Annotated in this window: 15 protein-coding genes; 6 read left to right on the forward strand and 9 right to left on the reverse strand. The window is 39.7% G+C overall.

The genetic code is table 11. The features are described 5' to 3' along the window. Window positions 1-34 precede the first annotated feature (34 nt). Window positions 35-913, forward strand: a complete 879-nt coding sequence (locus tag JBW_RS19785) for a LysR family transcriptional regulator (RefSeq protein WP_007956265.1) — start codon at window positions 35-37, stop codon at window positions 911-913. 215 nt (window positions 914-1,128) lie between these two features. Here the strand turns inward: JBW_RS19785 and JBW_RS19790 are convergent, their stop codons facing one another. Both JBW_RS19790 and JBW_RS19795 read right to left on the reverse strand, forming a co-directional pair. Further along, a complete protein-coding gene (locus tag JBW_RS19790) occupies window positions 1,129-1,455 on the reverse strand; it encodes a hypothetical protein (RefSeq protein WP_007956267.1) in 327 nt (108 codons plus the stop codon). A gap of 97 nt (window positions 1,456-1,552) precedes the next feature. Beyond that, window positions 1,553-5,443 carry an acyl-CoA dehydratase activase gene (locus tag JBW_RS19795; protein WP_007956269.1) on the reverse strand — a complete coding sequence of 1,297 codons (3,891 nt, stop codon included), beginning with the start codon at window positions 5,441-5,443 and terminating at the stop codon, window positions 1,553-1,555. A 242-nt stretch (window positions 5,444-5,685) separates the two neighbouring features. On the opposite strand from JBW_RS19795, the gene JBW_RS19800 reads away from it, so the two are divergent. The 3 genes from JBW_RS19800 to JBW_RS19810 all read left to right on the forward strand — a co-directional run bounded on the left by JBW_RS19800 (window position 5,686) and on the right by JBW_RS19810 (window position 8,906). Further along, the gene (locus JBW_RS19800; protein ID WP_007956271.1) at window positions 5,686-6,135 is read left to right on the forward strand and encodes a MarR family transcriptional regulator; all 450 of its coding nucleotides are present in this window, start codon (window positions 5,686-5,688) and stop codon (window positions 6,133-6,135) included. Between the two features lie 157 nt (window positions 6,136-6,292). Then, window positions 6,293-7,348, forward strand: coding sequence for an HlyD family secretion protein (locus JBW_RS19805; RefSeq protein ID WP_007956273.1), 1,056 nt, complete (start codon window positions 6,293-6,295; stop codon window positions 7,346-7,348). After that, a complete protein-coding gene (locus JBW_RS19810; RefSeq protein ID WP_007956276.1) occupies window positions 7,341-8,906 on the forward strand; it encodes a DHA2 family efflux MFS transporter permease subunit in 1,566 nt (521 codons plus the stop codon). Before JBW_RS19805 ends, JBW_RS19810 begins: the two co-directional genes overlap by 8 nt. Before the next feature lie 72 nt (window positions 8,907-8,978). Here the strand turns inward: JBW_RS19810 and JBW_RS19815 are convergent, their stop codons facing one another. Then, window positions 8,979-9,431, reverse strand: coding sequence for an N-acetyltransferase (locus JBW_RS19815; RefSeq protein ID WP_007956278.1), 453 nt, complete (start codon window positions 9,429-9,431; stop codon window positions 8,979-8,981). A 177-nt stretch (window positions 9,432-9,608) separates the two neighbouring features. Between JBW_RS19815 and JBW_RS19820 the strand changes: the two genes are divergently transcribed. Then, on the forward strand, window positions 9,609-10,034 hold the full coding sequence (locus JBW_RS19820) for a hypothetical protein (protein WP_007956280.1): 426 nt from the start codon (window positions 9,609-9,611) through the stop codon (window positions 10,032-10,034). A gap of 36 nt (window positions 10,035-10,070) precedes the next feature. On the opposite strand, the gene JBW_RS19825 is transcribed toward JBW_RS19820, so the two are convergent. The 6 genes from JBW_RS19825 to JBW_RS19845 form a co-directional block, all read right to left on the reverse strand. Next, complete coding sequence (locus JBW_RS19825) at window positions 10,071-10,994, reverse strand: bifunctional helix-turn-helix transcriptional regulator/GNAT family N-acetyltransferase (RefSeq protein ID WP_007956283.1); 924 nt, start codon at window positions 10,992-10,994, stop codon at window positions 10,071-10,073. Between the two features lie 212 nt (window positions 10,995-11,206). Further along, entirely contained in the window at window positions 11,207-12,043 is an 837-nt protein-coding gene (locus JBW_RS19830) for an MBL fold metallo-hydrolase (RefSeq protein WP_007956285.1), read from the reverse strand. A gap of 67 nt (window positions 12,044-12,110) precedes the next feature. Next, on the reverse strand, window positions 12,111-13,112 hold the full coding sequence (locus JBW_RS19835) for a D-cysteine desulfhydrase (RefSeq protein WP_007956287.1): 1,002 nt from the start codon (window positions 13,110-13,112) through the stop codon (window positions 12,111-12,113). A 173-nt stretch (window positions 13,113-13,285) separates the two neighbouring features. Beyond that, window positions 13,286-13,411: a hypothetical protein gene (locus JBW_RS26080; RefSeq protein WP_007956288.1), complete on the reverse strand. Its 126-nt coding sequence runs from the start codon at window positions 13,409-13,411 to the stop codon at window positions 13,286-13,288. A gap of 294 nt (window positions 13,412-13,705) precedes the next feature. Then, window positions 13,706-14,083: a RidA family protein gene (locus tag JBW_RS19840; RefSeq protein ID WP_007956292.1), complete on the reverse strand. Its 378-nt coding sequence runs from the start codon at window positions 14,081-14,083 to the stop codon at window positions 13,706-13,708. 36 nt (window positions 14,084-14,119) lie between these two features. After that, the gene (locus JBW_RS19845; protein ID WP_007956293.1) at window positions 14,120-15,112 is read right to left on the reverse strand and encodes a pyridoxal-phosphate dependent enzyme; all 993 of its coding nucleotides are present in this window, start codon (window positions 15,110-15,112) and stop codon (window positions 14,120-14,122) included. A 157-nt stretch (window positions 15,113-15,269) separates the two neighbouring features. Here JBW_RS19845 and JBW_RS19850 point away from each other — a divergent pair, with 157 nt between their 5' ends. Then, window positions 15,270-15,914, forward strand: a complete 645-nt coding sequence (locus JBW_RS19850) for a helix-turn-helix transcriptional regulator (RefSeq protein WP_007956294.1) — start codon at window positions 15,270-15,272, stop codon at window positions 15,912-15,914. Window positions 15,915-15,945: the final 31 nt, after the last annotated feature.

Genomic DNA, 15,945 nt, shown 5'->3' on the forward strand with positions numbered 1-15,945 from the left:
ATATCTATATATTCTATATTTAAGAGGTGCAGCCGTGTATACACTTGGAATTGAAGCCTTCTTAGCCATCGTACGTACCCAAAGTTTGAGTCGGGCAGCCGAGAAACTACATCTTGCACAATCTAGCGTTAGTCACAGACTTAAAACACTAGAAGAAATGATGGGGGCAACATTAATTGAGCGCGGCAAAGGAATCAAAGAAATTAGCTTAACACCTATGGGTGCAGAATTCTTACAGTTGGCTGAAAGATGGAATTCCCTCTGGCTGGAAACTCAAATTTTAAAATCACAAGGTCCGAAACTTTCCTTATCCTTCGGTACCGTAAATAGTCTCAATACTTTTGTTTTTCCGCCAGTATTCAGCGCAATGACCCAACATCAACCACCAGTGATCTTAGAAATTCATACACTACATTCTATCCCCCTTTATGAAGAAGTCGAAAAGGGACAAATACATGTCGGATTTGCGCTTAGAGAACAGACCCTTCCCGGAGTAAAAGTTGAGCGCTTCCTAACCGCACCAATGGTAGTTCTACGTATGGGAGAACCATCTAATGGTAACGCAAAGTTAATCAATCCCAATGAGCTAGATCCAAACTATGAACTATATGTTCCTTGGGGACCACTTTTTCAGATTTGGCATGATCGCTGGTGGAATCCCCTTTGCCTTTCAAGAATTAAATTAGAAAGCGCTCAACTATTATTTACACTTTTGCAGCATCCTCTCCAATGGGCAATCGTACCAATGTGGATCGCAAAATCAGCTTTAAAAGAGGGGAGATTTTCCTATTATCACTTATCTGATCCTCCACCAGATATCATTTGTTACAAACTCACTCACAAATATCCAAAGCCAAGCACCCTCCAAAGTTTAGCCATCCTAGATCATTATCTTGACCTCGGTGATTACTAAAAATTGGTATGAATGAAAAATGGGAATTCACCTACTTGCAAATAAAATGAAACAAGATTGTAATATAACAAACAAGATGTAACTACATCGTAAAAGCCGCTAATTCTTCCTTAAAAGGTAGATGATTAGCGGCTTTACAATATAAGAATATCCCATTCCTTTGGATCAATGAAAAACCATTGAACCATTTATGGATTACATCTTATTTCACTAAACTAAATTGATTCAAAATCATTTCGACCATTACCTGAATAACGCACTAGATGTGAAAATCCCTTTGCTTGAAATTTGAAGATGATTAAGTCTTCATCAAATGTTTCAGGACAGGATTGAACTTTTGAAACTAAAAATTCTAAGCCATATTGGGAGAAGATAGTCCATAGCTGGCAAGGAAGTTCTTCTAATTCCTTATATGTTGCCAAGAACTGCTCATGGTATTGCCCCTCAAAAAGCCTCTTTCTCCATAGACTGTCTTGGCTAATTTCCATCGCTACATCTTCTAGATACTTCTCGTGAAATTTCTCTGCTATCGCAAATTGCATCCTATTATTTCCTACCTTCTTGTTCATAATGAATCCGACATTATGACAATTCTATCACGACTTCAAGCATTTATCTTCTTTTATTTAAAAACCATTTTTATATATAGTGCATAAAAGTATCAAGTAACTCTTTATTATTACTATGACTCGATCCATCAAAGGCCAGGTCAAGTACAGGATGTTTGATCTCGTCTTTATCTCTGTCTCTTAAGAGTTTCTGTATGGTAGCTGTATTTTCATACATGGAACTCACTGTCAAAATTCCATCCACATGTTCTGGGCAGCGAAAGATCTTGGCAAGTCGATAGCGTCCCGCCCCTCCGGCATATAGGGTCAGCCTCCGATCAGCCTCTCTTAACAGCTCATCAATATCCCTATCAAAAGGACTGTACTCTAACAAAATATCCGAAATATTTCTCATTGCACTCTTCACTTTCTCCAGTTTTTCTTTGAATCGTTTCCGATTCTTAGAGGTCTTCTTGAGGCTCTCATACCCTGTAAACAGTAGAACCTCAGATAAAGGCTGATACATCATTTTATGCTTCTTTTCTAAACCCTTTAATTGGGAATTAGTCAGATACTCATTGAATATAACACTCCACTCTCCCAGTACAAGGATTTTTTTATCATATGTCTTTTTCTGCAATTGGCGATACACATCTTGGGAGAGCTGAATCAGGTTTTGTTCATTCAGTCCCCCGTGCCTGATTAAATCCAGCACTTTCAGCAAAACCATTTCCCGGTCTACTGGGTCAGAAGCTGCAACCAAATCAACCGCCATAACCCCTAATGCAAAGTCATACCCATACTCTTTGCTTTCCAATAAATCTTCAATAAATGGAGAAATCACTTCCCCCTGATAGCCTGCGCCTTTTAATTTTTCTTCTACCAATCTTCCGTACTGACCATACACCTCACTGCCTTCACTTTGGGGCAGCCACAGCTTAGCCCTCTTCACCCCGGACTTCTCCAAATAATAGAAGATATCCCCCAGCAAAGAAAACATAGATACATACTCTTTGGACTTGGTAAATCCTTTTCCTACTTCCAGCGACCTTTGGTTGGTTGGAGGTAAAACTTCTGCTGCAATCCCCTTGGATGTAAACCATTCACATAGAACTTGGCTATAGGGATAAAGATTCGGCAATAACAGCTTTCCTTGAAGGATTTCTCCGTTACTCTGAGTGGTATGGGGTACTGGTTGTTGTGCCGTTGCTTTTTTGGCATCATAGTTATCCAAACTATTGATAAAAGCTTCTAATCGGGTAATGACCCCGACACTTGATGAGTGTTCGTCAACCTCAATATGCAAATATGGTTTCCCCTGCATTTCGGCATTGAAATAATGACTCAGCACCGTATCTGGACCGCATCCATGATTGGTAATATAGATAGGATACAGATTTGGCATATCCCGTACAATTTTTGCTCCGGCTACAATATGTTGTCCAAAGGGCCAATACATATTGGGATGATCCTCTGAAACATCATAGTCAAAAGCCGGAATGTTAGCGAGGTTTAGTACCTTATAGCCCATCTCCCTTAACTTTTGGGGAATCTTCATATTTAGTACAGGATCCGCTATATTATAGGTTCTGGTCATAATCACAAAGGCCTTTTCCTTATCTTGAAGACTCTTAACCAATTCCTGGCTCAAGACCTCCACATCCCGGCTATATTCCTGCATCCTAGCCATGCCTTTCATAATGGCAAATACCATCTGTCCTTTATTTTTGCCCAACTCCTTTCCCATACGCAATAAAGTCTTTATCATATACACTTTGCCGAACTTGAAGGAAAGGGCTGGCGCTAATAATTTTACACCTTTTTTCTCTAAGTCCATCACATGAGAAACAATCTGCGAGGCGGTCTGCATGTATACGCAGGCATAATCTTCCCGGGATTTTGATGCATCATGTTTCATAGTGTACAGACTTGGCAGAAAAATATAATCAACGCCTCGGTTTAGTAAAGAAGCTACATGACCATTAATCAGCTTAATCGGATAGCAGGTTTCCTCTAGAGAATACTCCTGACTAAGGGCTACAATTTCCTCATCGGTTGCTTTTGACAGAATTACATTAAAGCCCAGTGTTTTGAAGATTTCATGAAACATGGGAAACAATTTGTGCAAGAATAAGACTCTGGGAATACCAATCGTAAGCTTCGCATCATCAATGGCTCCGGTATAACCTTTTAGAAATAGGCCTTCCATCTCCTGATCCACGTTTCGTGGGATGGAACGACCGACCTCTTTGCTGACAATGTTGGCACTTTGCGCCAACTTCTCCTTAACCAAAAGTGCAGTACCTAATGCACCTGTCACACTGAAGAATCTCGGCAGGATGATATTACGTTTTAGTACCGCACGAAATGCATTGACAACCGCCTGGTTATGAGCAATCCCTCCCTGTAAGAACACTTTATTACCAATGGCTCTATTTCCCACCACACGGTTTAGATAGTTGCTTACAATGGAGTAAGCCAGTCCTGCGGCAATATCTTCCTTACTTTCATTACTAGCCAAGGCTTTCGCAATATTTCCTTCAATAAACACCGTGCATCGATCTCCCAAATTCAAGGGGTTTTCGCTTTGCAGCGCCAGCTGGGAGAAATCTTCAATAGGAATATCTAATTTCTTTGCCTGTTCTTCAATAAACGATCCTGTTCCTGCTGCACATATTTTGTTCATCTCAAAATCCACAACCATACCGTTTTGTATGCTGATATATTTAGAATCCTGTCCGCCGATTTCAAAAACAGTATCGACCTCAGGATCAGCCTCTACGGCACCTTTGGCTTGCGCAGTAATCTCATCTACAATAACTGCTGCTTCTAATTCATTCCCAATGAGATAGCGCCCTGATCCCGTAGTACCCGTACCTTTTATCGTAAGGCGATGCTCAAACTGTTCCTGCAAAGAAGCCATTCCTTCGCGAACAGCCTGTCTAGGATTCCCTTTTGTACGCAAATAGCGGTATGCTATAACATTTTTCTCATCATCGATTAATACCAGGTTAGTACTGGTAGAGCCAATGTCAATTCCCAAATATCCCTCATAAAGGTTTGCAGCGCGTTGGCAGTCATGCTTATGAATGCTTTCATTTTGACCAAAGGGATATAAGGCGGGATAACCATCATTTCGCACATCCTTTTTATATGAAAAGCCAGCGGCATTTTTAAGCTCTTCTAAAGTTACTACCTGCTTTTTCTCATTTGCAAGACAAGCCGCACCCCAAGCACTCATCTTATCAAAATGTTCTGGTATCAAGATATCTTCATCTTCTAACGCAAATACTTCTTTTAATGCCTTTATAACACCTTTGTTATATACTACACCACCAGTGAGCATAACCGGTTTTGCAAGAATCGCCTTTTGTACCACATTGGCTTTAAAATTTCGCACTAGAGCATATGCCAATCCTAATAATATATCTTCCGTTTTCACACCTTCCTGTTGATGGTGGATCATATCGGTTTTAGAAAACACGCTGCATCGTCCGGCAATCCGGGGTATGGTTGTCGCCTTTTCCGTGTAATCGGAATACTCATACAAGCTAATTCCCAGCCGAGAAACTTGTTCTTCCAAGAAAGATCCCGTTCCGGCAGAACAGCTTGAATTCATGGAAAATTTGATATGTGTTCGGTCTTGTGCCGACAGATTTGTAATACACTTCGCTTTTTGGGCTCCCAGCTCAATGATGCTCTGCAAAGAGTCATTGCTGGCAAAAGCTCCTTCAATTAAAGCCGTGACTTCATTAAGATAATAGTTCTTCAAAGCAGGCATTCCTTCTGCCTGTTCGCCGGTGATACCAAAATAAAATTCTTCGACTTTATATTCCTTTTCTATTTTCTGCAGCATATTCCTAAATACCACATCGATATTGCCGCGATGAAACAAATATTCACTGCCTATTTCTCGCTCATTGTCATCTAAGATAATATATTTGAATGTAGAATAACCTATATCTATGCCTAAACGATACATTATATCACCCCTTACTGATTTTGATTATCATGTACTCTGATTAGGCCAATTATACTATAATCAATCTAACAGTTCGGTAGCCATTGCTACGCTTTTTGCAGAATATAGAATGAACTTTTTGCTTATCATCCTATCATACTTACTGTGCAATAAAGTTAATACTTGACACCTATTGTTTACTTGGTATACTATTGCTATGTAAATAAAAAACTGTATTCTATACTAGCAAAGGAAGTAAGTAAATGCCTAACCAAAGTCAGTATGTACTGGAAACAATGTTGCGAATAATCCATAAGTCCTCCGAATTAATTACAGAACCACGAGTTTTTGGGACCGAAGTTTTGTATGCATCTGAAATCCACATGATTGACATTATTGGTCGAAATCCGGGGATCCATGTTACAGAAATCGCCAATAAGCTAGGTATTACGAAGGGGGCCGTTCCTAAGATTATTTGCAAACTCTTACAAAAAGAACTGATCTATCGCTATCAAGCAAAGGACAATAAAAAAATGGTTCTCTTTACACTCACCCCAAAAGGCCATGCGTCTTTTCAAAGCCATATTGAATTTCACAAAAAACTAGATCAGGGCATTATTAAGAAGTTCAATTCATTACAAGAATCCGAATTACTTATGTTTCATGATATCATGCATGAAATCGAAGAGTACATTGATAGAATCGAAAAATAAAGACAATGTTAGCGAAATGTTTACCAGGTAAACATTTCGCTAACATTGCCTATTGCACTACTTCTCTCTCCTTATAAAACAACCGTACTCTCTTAAAAAATCCTACTATGTTTGGCTCCAGTATATAAATCTCAATATTTTAGGAAAAGGTGATATTATGAAAGTTACTACAAAATTTATTAAATTTATGATCGTACTTTTGCTCGTACTTGGCGGGGTCGGCGCCTATTACTATTCACAACGCGGTGAAGTATCAACAGACGATGCCGGTATTGACGGCCGCACAGTAGTGTTAAGCCCAAAAGTACAAGGCTATGTGAAAACCTTGAATGTGCAAGACAATCAGTTGGTAAAGTCCGGCGATGTACTTTTGGAAATTGATCCTACTGATTATATTATCAAGCGGGACCGGGCTAAGGCTGCATTGGCTGCCGCTCAAGCAGCGGCTAATGCTTCTCATAGCAACTTAGAGACGGCTGCTATTTCTGCTCCCTCTAGCATTGATGCGGCAATCGCTCAGGTGTCGTCTGCACAAGCAACTTGGGAAAAAACACTAGCCGATAGACAACGCATGGAAAGCTTATTTAGCTCTGGTGCCTGCTCTTCGCAACAGTTGGATCAAGCGGTTGCAACAGAAAAGTCAGCTCGCTCCACTTTGGATCAAATGCGCGCTGGTCTTCATTCAGCCAATACAGCACCTAGCGTGATCGCAGCAGCCAAAGGCACAAGTGAGCAATTAGAGGCCCAAGTAAAACAGGCCGAAGTGGATCTTGCACAAGCTGAAAATGATCTGGCAAATACCAAAATTATAGCTCCTATCGATGGGCGTATTACAAACCGCAGTGTAGAAATCGGCAATTATGTGCAGGCAGGAAGCCAATTAGCTTCTTTAGTCGGCACAGACTTATGGGTTGTTGCCAATTTCAAAGAAACACAGTTAGAACATATGCAGCCTGGACAATCCGTTGATATCAAGATTGACGCCTTCCCTAATGTGAAGCTGCACGGTAAGGTAGACAGCATCCAAGCTGGTACAGGCTCCCATTTTTCTCTTTTCCCGGCTGAGAATGCTACCGGGAACTTTGTTAAAATCGTACAGCGCGTTCCCGTAAAAATCGTGTTTGACAACTTGCCAGATACCATTCATCTAGGTCCTGGCATGTCGGTAATACCAACAGTTCACACAGCAAACGCAGGATATCGTCATGAGTGACGATACACTAAGACCCGTAAACCCTCTTTTGATATCAACAGCCGTTAGTCTAGCCGCCTTCATGGAAGTGCTGGATACAACGATTGCCAATGTTGCACTTTCTCACATTTCCGGCTCACTGGGCGCCAGTTCAGAGGAAAGTACCTGGGTGCTTACCTCCTACCTGGTAGCCAACGGCATTATTCTACCCCTGTCCGGCTGGTTATCCGCCCTGATGGGACGCAAGAACTTTTTCATCTTCTGTATTTTAGGATTTACCCTTACCTCTTTTCTATGCGGTATTGCCACTTCGCTGCCTATGCTAATTGTATTTCGATTATTGCAGGGTTTAACAGGTGGCGGCTTGCAGCCTAGCCAGCAGGCCATCATCAAAGACAGTTTTCCCGCGGAAAAGCTGGGAATGGCCTTTGCCATTACAGGAATAACAACAGTATTAGCTCCCATATTGGGACCAACGCTGGGCGGTCTCATCACGGATAACTTTAGCTGGCGCTGGATTTTTTTTATGAACGTGCCTGTCGGCCTGTTGGCGGCCTTTCTCGTCAATAGCTTGGTTGTAGACCCGCCCAGTGCACGAAAACAAAAAGTCGACTCTATCGACTATATTGGCCTCAGCTTAATTGCCCTTGGTCTCGGAGCCCTGCAAATCGTTCTAGATAAAGGACAGCAGGAAGATTGGTTTGACAGCTCCTTTATCATAATCTTTGCGAGCATTGCCGTTGTCGGTCTTATTCTAGCTGTTTTTTGGATATTACGGCAGAAAAACCCGGTAGTTGAGCTAAAGCTCTTTGCCATTCCCAGTTTTAGTTTACCTTGCATTATGATTTTCTTTGTTGGTTTTGCTCTTTACTCAAGCGCCATGTTATTACCTATGCTGGTGCAAACAAGCTTCGGTTATGACGCGACACTGTCCGGATTGGTACTTTCACCAGGCGGGATCGCCACCTTGTTTATGATGCCCATTGTTGGTAAACTGGTAAATAAAATTCAGGCAAAGTATCTCATTTCTTTTGGCATGCTGCTAAGCGCCGTTGGCATGTGGGCAACTGGGCTCGTAACACCGCAAACGGGTTACGGCACCTTTGTCCTGGTACGTGCCCTGCAAACAGTCGGTATTCCCTTTCTATTTATACCTGCCAGTACCCTCGCCTTCTCGAAAATTTCTCCAGAAAGCAGCAGTAATGCCTCAGCAATTGTTTCTTTAATGCGTAATTTAGGAGGCAGCATTGGGATTGCGCTGGTAACGAACAAACTCATACACAGCCAGCAGATCGAACAAGCACATCTGGTACAGCATCTGACCACCGCTGATCCTGGTTATCAAAGCGCAATTGCAAACTACACTCAATCGATTATGAACTTGGGTGTGCCAGCCGTTCAGGCGTCCACTATGGCAATAGCCAAAATCTATCAGGAGCTTATCCAGCAAGCCAATATTCTCGCTTACAGAGATGCTTATAACTTCGTTGCCATTATATTGGTGGTTCTTGCTGTTGTCGCTCTGTTCATGCCAAGCAACGCACTGCAGAAAAAGGGTGCTCCGATTGCAACACATTAGAGCAATTCTAACTTACTGATTCTACAAAGAAAGAATGGGCATTACTCTTTTGCGAGTAATATCCATTCTTTCTTATATTTCAATATTCAGAGCAATTTCATCACAGTTGGGAAACTTAGTACAGTTAATACATTCTTTCCAGACCTTATGAGGCAATTGATCTTTTGATAATTCGTTAAAACCCTGTTTTATAAAAAATCCAGGCTGATAGGTCAAGGTAAAGATCGTCTTTATTTCTAAGGTTTTTGCTTCTTCAATTAGTGCCTGTACAATGCTGCGACCAATGCCTGATTTCGTGACATGAGGTGCGATTGCCATTGCTCTAATTTCCGCAAGTGCATCCCACACTAAATGCAGCGCCCCCATGCCAACAACTTCTCCATTATCTTCTGCCAAAACAAAGTCCCGCAGGCATTCGTACAGCATATTCCGGGAACGCCCTAACATTAATCCTTGTTCAGCATAAGCGTTAATTAATGTGTACATGGTTTCTACATCTTTGAATGTAGCTTTACGATAAAGCACTTATACCACTCCCTTAACGTATAATTATACATTATACATTAATAAAAATGCTTTCACAATCCATTTATCTGACTCTACTACCTTGGTTTGCTTCCTATTCTTCTCCAGGTGCTTTTTTTATGCTAAAAAACATATAATTACTACCTTCAAAAATTTTATAGAAAAGGAGGGGTTTCTATGGAGAAAAAAGATAAATGTCTAAGTTCCTTTCCTGAATGGGTAAAAGCCAGAGTGAATCTAGCCCTGAACCATAAACATAGTTGTATTTGCAATTGGTATCTTGAAGAATTCATCGATCATAACAACTATGACAACTGTTTGTTTAAAGCATGGTATTTGACAACCACCAGTCTGATTAGTCTTTGCTTAACCTTTGATCAAATCAATATGATTGAGTATTTCAAAAAGGATATTATAAAAATCGAAACGGTATTGAATGTACTTGAAGATAAATGCACTCATAAAGAAATAGTGTGTACTTACAGCATTAAAATGCTGTGTATAAACGGAGATATCATCAAGCTAAATGAACCGGAGGTAAAAAGAGCGGATCATAAAAATATGTATATGGAATTTATTGAAGCTTTTAAGCAAAATTTTTGAATTTGCGACCTGTCCCCTCGTCCCTACTTAGATCTTTTAAACAACATCTAGCATAACATCCCAACGCTGCTCAATCAATTGGTTGTTCCAAGTGTTATTTTCTTTTTCTTCAGTAAGGGTAAATCCAAATCCCTCATATAAGTGCCGGGCTGTATCTAACCCCTTAAAGGTCCACAGAAAGACATGATTATAATGTTGCTGTTGACAGTATTCCATCACAGTCGCCACCAGTTTACGTCCCAGACCAGCGCCTCGAAACTCTGGCTCGATCAAAAACCAGCGCAACTGTGCAGTCGTTTTGCTGGTTTCTACGATCCCAACAAAACCAACGATAGTACCGCAGCATTCGGCTACCCATATTTCTCCTCTAGACGGATCTTCTAAATAGGTAACCAAACTTTGCAAAACATACTTTTCGAATTGATGGTCCAGCCCATACTCTTTTTCATACAGCACACCATGACGATATGCAATATATCCTACATCACCAGGCTGATGCCTGCGAATGGTAATTGAGGTATCTGTTTTATCAGATAACATATTTTGTATGGCAGCCATATTATGAACCAACGTTTGTTGAGCCCCCTGAGGGAGCTGTTCTAAAAGTTGAACTAGTTGGCTCGATGAGGCATCTGACAGTTGGCGAAACGTTTCTCTACCTTTTTCTGTTATACTTAGAATTTGTGAACGACCATCAGTCATTGATCTGGTGGTTTCAATAAGACCATCTTTCTTAAATCGCCTGAGAATACGACTAAGATAGCCAGGATCAATTTGAAGTATTTCCGCCAAGTTACTTGCAGTACATGTAGTAGCAGCATCAATTTCTAACAAAACCCTTGCTTCCGCTAAAGAGTAAGGACTTTCTAAAACGTTTTGGTTTACAAGGCCAATAATATTCGTATAGAAGCGGTTAAACTTCCGAATCTCCGTCACTCGCTGTTGAATCGAACTCTCCATCTTTGCTCCTCCTAGAAACTGCTTTATGATTTTATACTACTACGTTATCACATATAGTTGACTGAGTCAATTATATTATTTGACTCAGTCAACTATTTTTTTAGAAAAAACATGCTGCTGCATCTATAAAAATAAAACCTGCTGATATTTTCAGCAGATTACTATAAAAGCCTTTTATCCAGGCATGATTTTTCTATTCTGTATTTATGATTTCATTTATATTCTAGCACCAAGCCCACCCCAACCTCTTCAACAGTTGCGGCTTTTGCTAAACCTATTTTGGAACGCAGATCGGTACAATGGCATGTATGGATAGCATGAGGCTGGCACTTTTTAAAATATTCTACAGTATTGCCCAGCCTTCTTTGGGAGGGATTTAATAGATGGAACCCGCCAACTACATCATATATTCGTTCTTCATTACATACTTTTTTAGCATATTCGATAATATTGCAAATCCCCGCATGGGAGCACCCCGTAATGATCACCAACCCATTATCGGATATATATGCTAACGCAGAATCATCAAGTACATAATCATCTTCCCAAGTACCGCCCCGCAACACTTTGCCAATTGGATCTCCTATCTCAAAAGAATGATTTCGTTCAATTTCTCCCAAAAATACAATTTTAGGAGTGAGCCATATAGGTTCTTTACTAAGTTGTAATGAAAAAGTTCTCTTTAATTGATTGTTAGATAACATTGGTGCAATATCAAGCCCATCTACATTTCTCTCTAAGAACGCGTCAGGATGAGCGATTATTGTAGGTTTCTTGCCCCCATATCCTTCACTTGCAGCCTCAGAATAAAGCTTAACTAATTCGCCTAGACCCCCTGTATGGTCGTTATGACCATGTGAAATAACGATTCCATCTAATGCTAATAGATTAATACCCATTTTAGTGGCGTTTCGCAGGAATAGATCTGAATATCCAGTATCAAACAAGTATTTCTCATCATCACACTCGATAAAATAGGATACTCCGGGTTCAGCATAAAAATATCTATCAATGATAGTATTATTATCAACTAAGACTGTTAGTTTCACATTAGCCCTCCATATTTACTCACTCTTCTAAAGGTATTACCTTAAGTACAAAAAAATTAATACAATTCTACTCTTCTAGAAATAATGGCATATTGGCATATAATCCTGGTAAACCACCAGTATGCAAGAAAAGTACGTTATCACTCTTTTTGAAATAACCTTTTCTAGTCAGATCAATTAGCCCAGCCATTGCTTTCCCGGTATAGGTAGGATCAAGCAAAATCCCTTCGGTCCTAGCCGCTAGTTTGACAGCTTCAATCATTCCAGCAGTAGGCACTGTATATCCCTCTCCCAAATACTCATCAAACAAGCTAACTGCTTCCTGAGGTATCGGAACGTTAACTCCCAGATAATCTGCTATTTTTTCGATTATTTCTGTTATACGCTTTTGCAGAACTTCTTTCGAATTTAAAACACTGATTCCGGTTATCGGTATATGGCAGTTATTTCCGCGTAATCCAAACAAAAGACCGCTATATGTACCAGCACTGCCACAAGCGATAACAATGTGGTCAATGGGAACTCCAGAGAAAAATGCTTGCTGCATAATTTCTTCTGCGCAGGCGACATAACCTAGTGCTCCAAGGGCATTCGACCCACCCATTGGGACAATGTATGGCTTGCGCCCTTCTGCTTTGGCTTTGTCAGCAGCCTGTTCCATTTCTGCCATTACATCAGAGCCCCAAGGAACGACTTTGATATTTTCCACTCCAAGCATATGGTAGAGAAATACATTACCGCCTGCTCCTGTGTGATAGCTCCCTGGAGTGATTTCTGATAATATCAGCCGACATTTCAGTCCTTCTTTCACGGCGGCAGCTAACGTTAAGCGACAATGGTTGGATTGTATACCACCGCATGTGATCAGTGTATCTGCTCCTTGTTTTAGAGCGTCGGCAACTAAGAATTCCAGCTTGCGCGTCTTATTTCCGCCACCGGTTAAACCAAGCAAGTCATCACGCTTTATATAAATATTCGCCCCTCCGACAGCAGCAGTCAGACGTTCCAATTTTTCCAGCGGCGTGTGACCTTCTGTATACCGTCGCCGAGGATATTGTGCTAAATACATCCCATTACCTCCATTTCTCTTAAAGGATATGGCCATTTGTCTCATTTAAAACACAGGTTTTAACTTCTTCCTAATCAAAAGAGAAGCTGTCCTTAGTCTACCAATACGATAGATTAGAGACAGCTTCTCTTTACTAAATGCTAAGTCCTGCTGAAAATTTTGCATGATCAACATTATTTTGCTTTCGTAGTATTCTCTATTGTCATTTGCTCAAGATCTTTTAAAATTCTTGGGAGGTCCATGATCAATTGTTCTAATTCGTCTTTGCTCATTTCTACTTCTAGAATCTCTTCTGACATGTAACACCTCTACCTCCAAAAACATTCTGTCTTTGAATAAGAATATGCATCATACAGATTGTACATTGACAATCTTTGAATTATTTTTGAATATGGTAATTCTAACGAGTGTGATGATGTTCATACTTTTATTAAATCGATGTATTGGGGGCAATTCTTATTCGCCAACTCTGGAAGGTGAAGTCGCGAAAAAATTTTCGTAGTTGTTAATACTGCACAAATTATATCGTTGTATTACAAGAAACTCCTGCCAATTCTCATAGAATCTGGCAGGAGTTTCGGCAGGTTTTGTCATTAACAGGCGGCAATCGCATCAATTTCAATCAGTGCACCAAAATGAAGCGTATTAGTTGGTACGATAGTACGAGACGGCTTATGATCTCCAAAAAATTCCCTATATATCTCATTAACAGCCGACCAATACGTGATATCTGAAATATATACCGTAGTCTTAAGCACCTGCTGTTTATAGCTTCCACACTGTTTTAGTATATCATCCAGGTTTTTTAACGCCACCCGCGTTTGTTCTTCTATGCCTCCCGCGGGTAACGTTTCACCTACAGCGTAGTTAATTGGTAATTGACCTGATACATACACTAGATCGCCATGGATTACCGCAGGAGAATAATGCCCCTTGGATTGAAGAGAATAGGGCGTACTAACCATTTTCATGCAACATACCTCCAACATTTGTTTGGTGTTAAATCCTTATTTTTTGAGTCCCATACCAGTTAACGGTACAACAATATTGAGTTTATTATCATATCCATCTTTAAAATATTGCAGCATTCCGGCGACTGCAGCTCCTGAAGTGACTTCTATATAAATTCCCATTTCACCAAGCATTTCCTGAGCCTTGATTACCTCTACATCATCCACTACAATAATATCACCTTTGCTGTCTGTTACAGCCTCTATCATTTCGTCGATTCTCTTTGGCTCTTGAATAGCAATGCCTTCCGCTGCAGTTGGTTTCATTTCACCAACTGACTGATTTTTAAATTTGCTGAATACTGGCGCACAATTCCTGCTTTGTACAACAATAATGCGGGGAAGTCGTCCCATTTCTTTAAATCCTTTATAAATTCCCAATAACATCGTTCCGTTGCCAGCAGGAACTACTATATAATCCGGAATGCCTATTTGCTCATAAATCTCAAACGCAAGAGATTTAGTACCTTCAAAAAACAAGGGATTATATACATGTGAAGCATAATACGTGGTTTTAGCAGCCTTCAATATTGCTTTAGCTGTGTCATCACGTGTCCCTGGAACCTTCACTACGTTTGCCTTATAAGCATTAATTTGTTTAATTTTTCCTGGGGATGTACTCTCTGGCAAATAAATATTGCACTTGATTCCTGCCGCAGCACAATATCCGGCAAAGGCAGCCCCTGCATTACCAGAGGAATCTTCAACAATTTCGTTAATGCCTAATTCCTTTAATTTATTAATCACGGCAAAGGCTCCACGATCTTTAAAAGAACCTGTAGGCTGCATATAATCCAGCTTTAAATAGATTTCCCTTCCCTGTAAAATCCTTTTTATGATCGGAGTCTTAACTTCTCCTAAGGATACGGTTGCCGTAATCTTTTCGTCCTCTTCTTTATACAATTGAAAAAGTCCGCCACACTCACACTGATAGTCAAGCCCCTCAATTGGATAGTCCTTTTCACATCGAGAACAGTAAAAATGCATCATAACAACCCCTTTATATATTTTTTTGATGAATAGTTGACTAACATATAAAAAATTATATAATATACATATAAATCACCTTATATTTTATATTTTATATAATTTTTTATATAAAATCAAGATATTTGTATAAATTTTTATATGCATGGAGAATGATTCAATGATGTACACAAATAAAAAATTAGAAACATATATACCTATAGCAAATTTAATCGCTAAAACCTTCGGTAAAAACTGCGAAGTGGTCATCCATGATTTATCAATTCCTCAAAATTCAGTAGTGTATACGATTAATAATCACGTAACGGGACGTGAAATTGGACAATCTTTTGATCACCTAGTGAAAGATGTTCTCCTATCTAAAAAATTCGATAATGATTATAATGCAAATTATATTACCATTACGGAAGATGGCAGAAAAATAAAATCTTCTACTGCACTCATTAGAGATTCCGAAGATAAAGTAATCGGAGCATTGTGTATAAATTATGATTTAGAAAAACTAAATCATATTAAGAACTTTTTAGATGAATTTATGGCTGCTGAACAAGAACAAATAGAAACAGCGGTAGAACCCTTTGATAATGTAATGGAAATTGTGGATGATTTAATAGATAAAATCATCGGTAATACAAAAATCGAGCACTTAAAACGAAAAGATAAAATTGAGTTAATTTATTTTATGGATAAAAAAGGACTCTTTTTAATCAAAGGAGCCATTGAAAGAGTTGCTGAAAAATTAAATATTTCTAAGGTAACTGTTTATAGTTATTTAGATGAAATAAAAAAACCTCAATATAAATAATGGGGCCTGAACAATGAATGCTACCCTGCCT

This window comes from Pelosinus fermentans JBW45 (genome assembly GCF_000271665.2).
In the GTDB taxonomy this organism is placed as follows: Bacteria; Bacillota; Negativicutes; order DSM-13327; family DSM-13327; genus Pelosinus; species Pelosinus baikalensis.

Coding starts and splice junctions, on each gene's coding strand:
- JBW_RS19790 (WP_007956267.1), bottom strand. CDS start 1,455: ATGCAATTTGCGATAGCAGAGAAATTTCACGAGAAGTATCTAGAAGAT.
- JBW_RS19795 (WP_007956269.1), bottom strand. CDS start 5,443: ATGTATCGTTTAGGCATAGATATAGGTTATTCTACATTCAAATATATT.
- JBW_RS19800 (WP_007956271.1), top strand. CDS start 5,686: ATGCCTAACCAAAGTCAGTATGTACTGGAAACAATGTTGCGAATAATC.
- JBW_RS19805 (WP_007956273.1), top strand. CDS start 6,293: ATGAAAGTTACTACAAAATTTATTAAATTTATGATCGTACTTTTGCTC.
- JBW_RS19810 (WP_007956276.1), top strand. CDS start 7,341: ATGAGTGACGATACACTAAGACCCGTAAACCCTCTTTTGATATCAACA.
- JBW_RS19820 (WP_007956280.1), top strand. CDS start 9,609: ATGGAGAAAAAAGATAAATGTCTAAGTTCCTTTCCTGAATGGGTAAAA.
- JBW_RS19825 (WP_007956283.1), bottom strand. CDS start 10,994: ATGGAGAGTTCGATTCAACAGCGAGTGACGGAGATTCGGAAGTTTAAC.
- JBW_RS19835 (WP_007956287.1), bottom strand. CDS start 13,112: ATGTATTTAGCACAATATCCTCGGCGACGGTATACAGAAGGTCACACG.
- JBW_RS26080 (WP_007956288.1), bottom strand. CDS start 13,411: ATGTCAGAAGAGATTCTAGAAGTAGAAATGAGCAAAGACGAATTAGAA.
- JBW_RS19840 (WP_007956292.1), bottom strand. CDS start 14,083: ATGAAAATGGTTAGTACGCCCTATTCTCTTCAATCCAAGGGGCATTAT.
- JBW_RS19845 (WP_007956293.1), bottom strand. CDS start 15,112: ATGATGCATTTTTACTGTTCTCGATGTGAAAAGGACTATCCAATTGAG.
- JBW_RS19850 (WP_007956294.1), top strand. CDS start 15,270: ATGATGTACACAAATAAAAAATTAGAAACATATATACCTATAGCAAAT.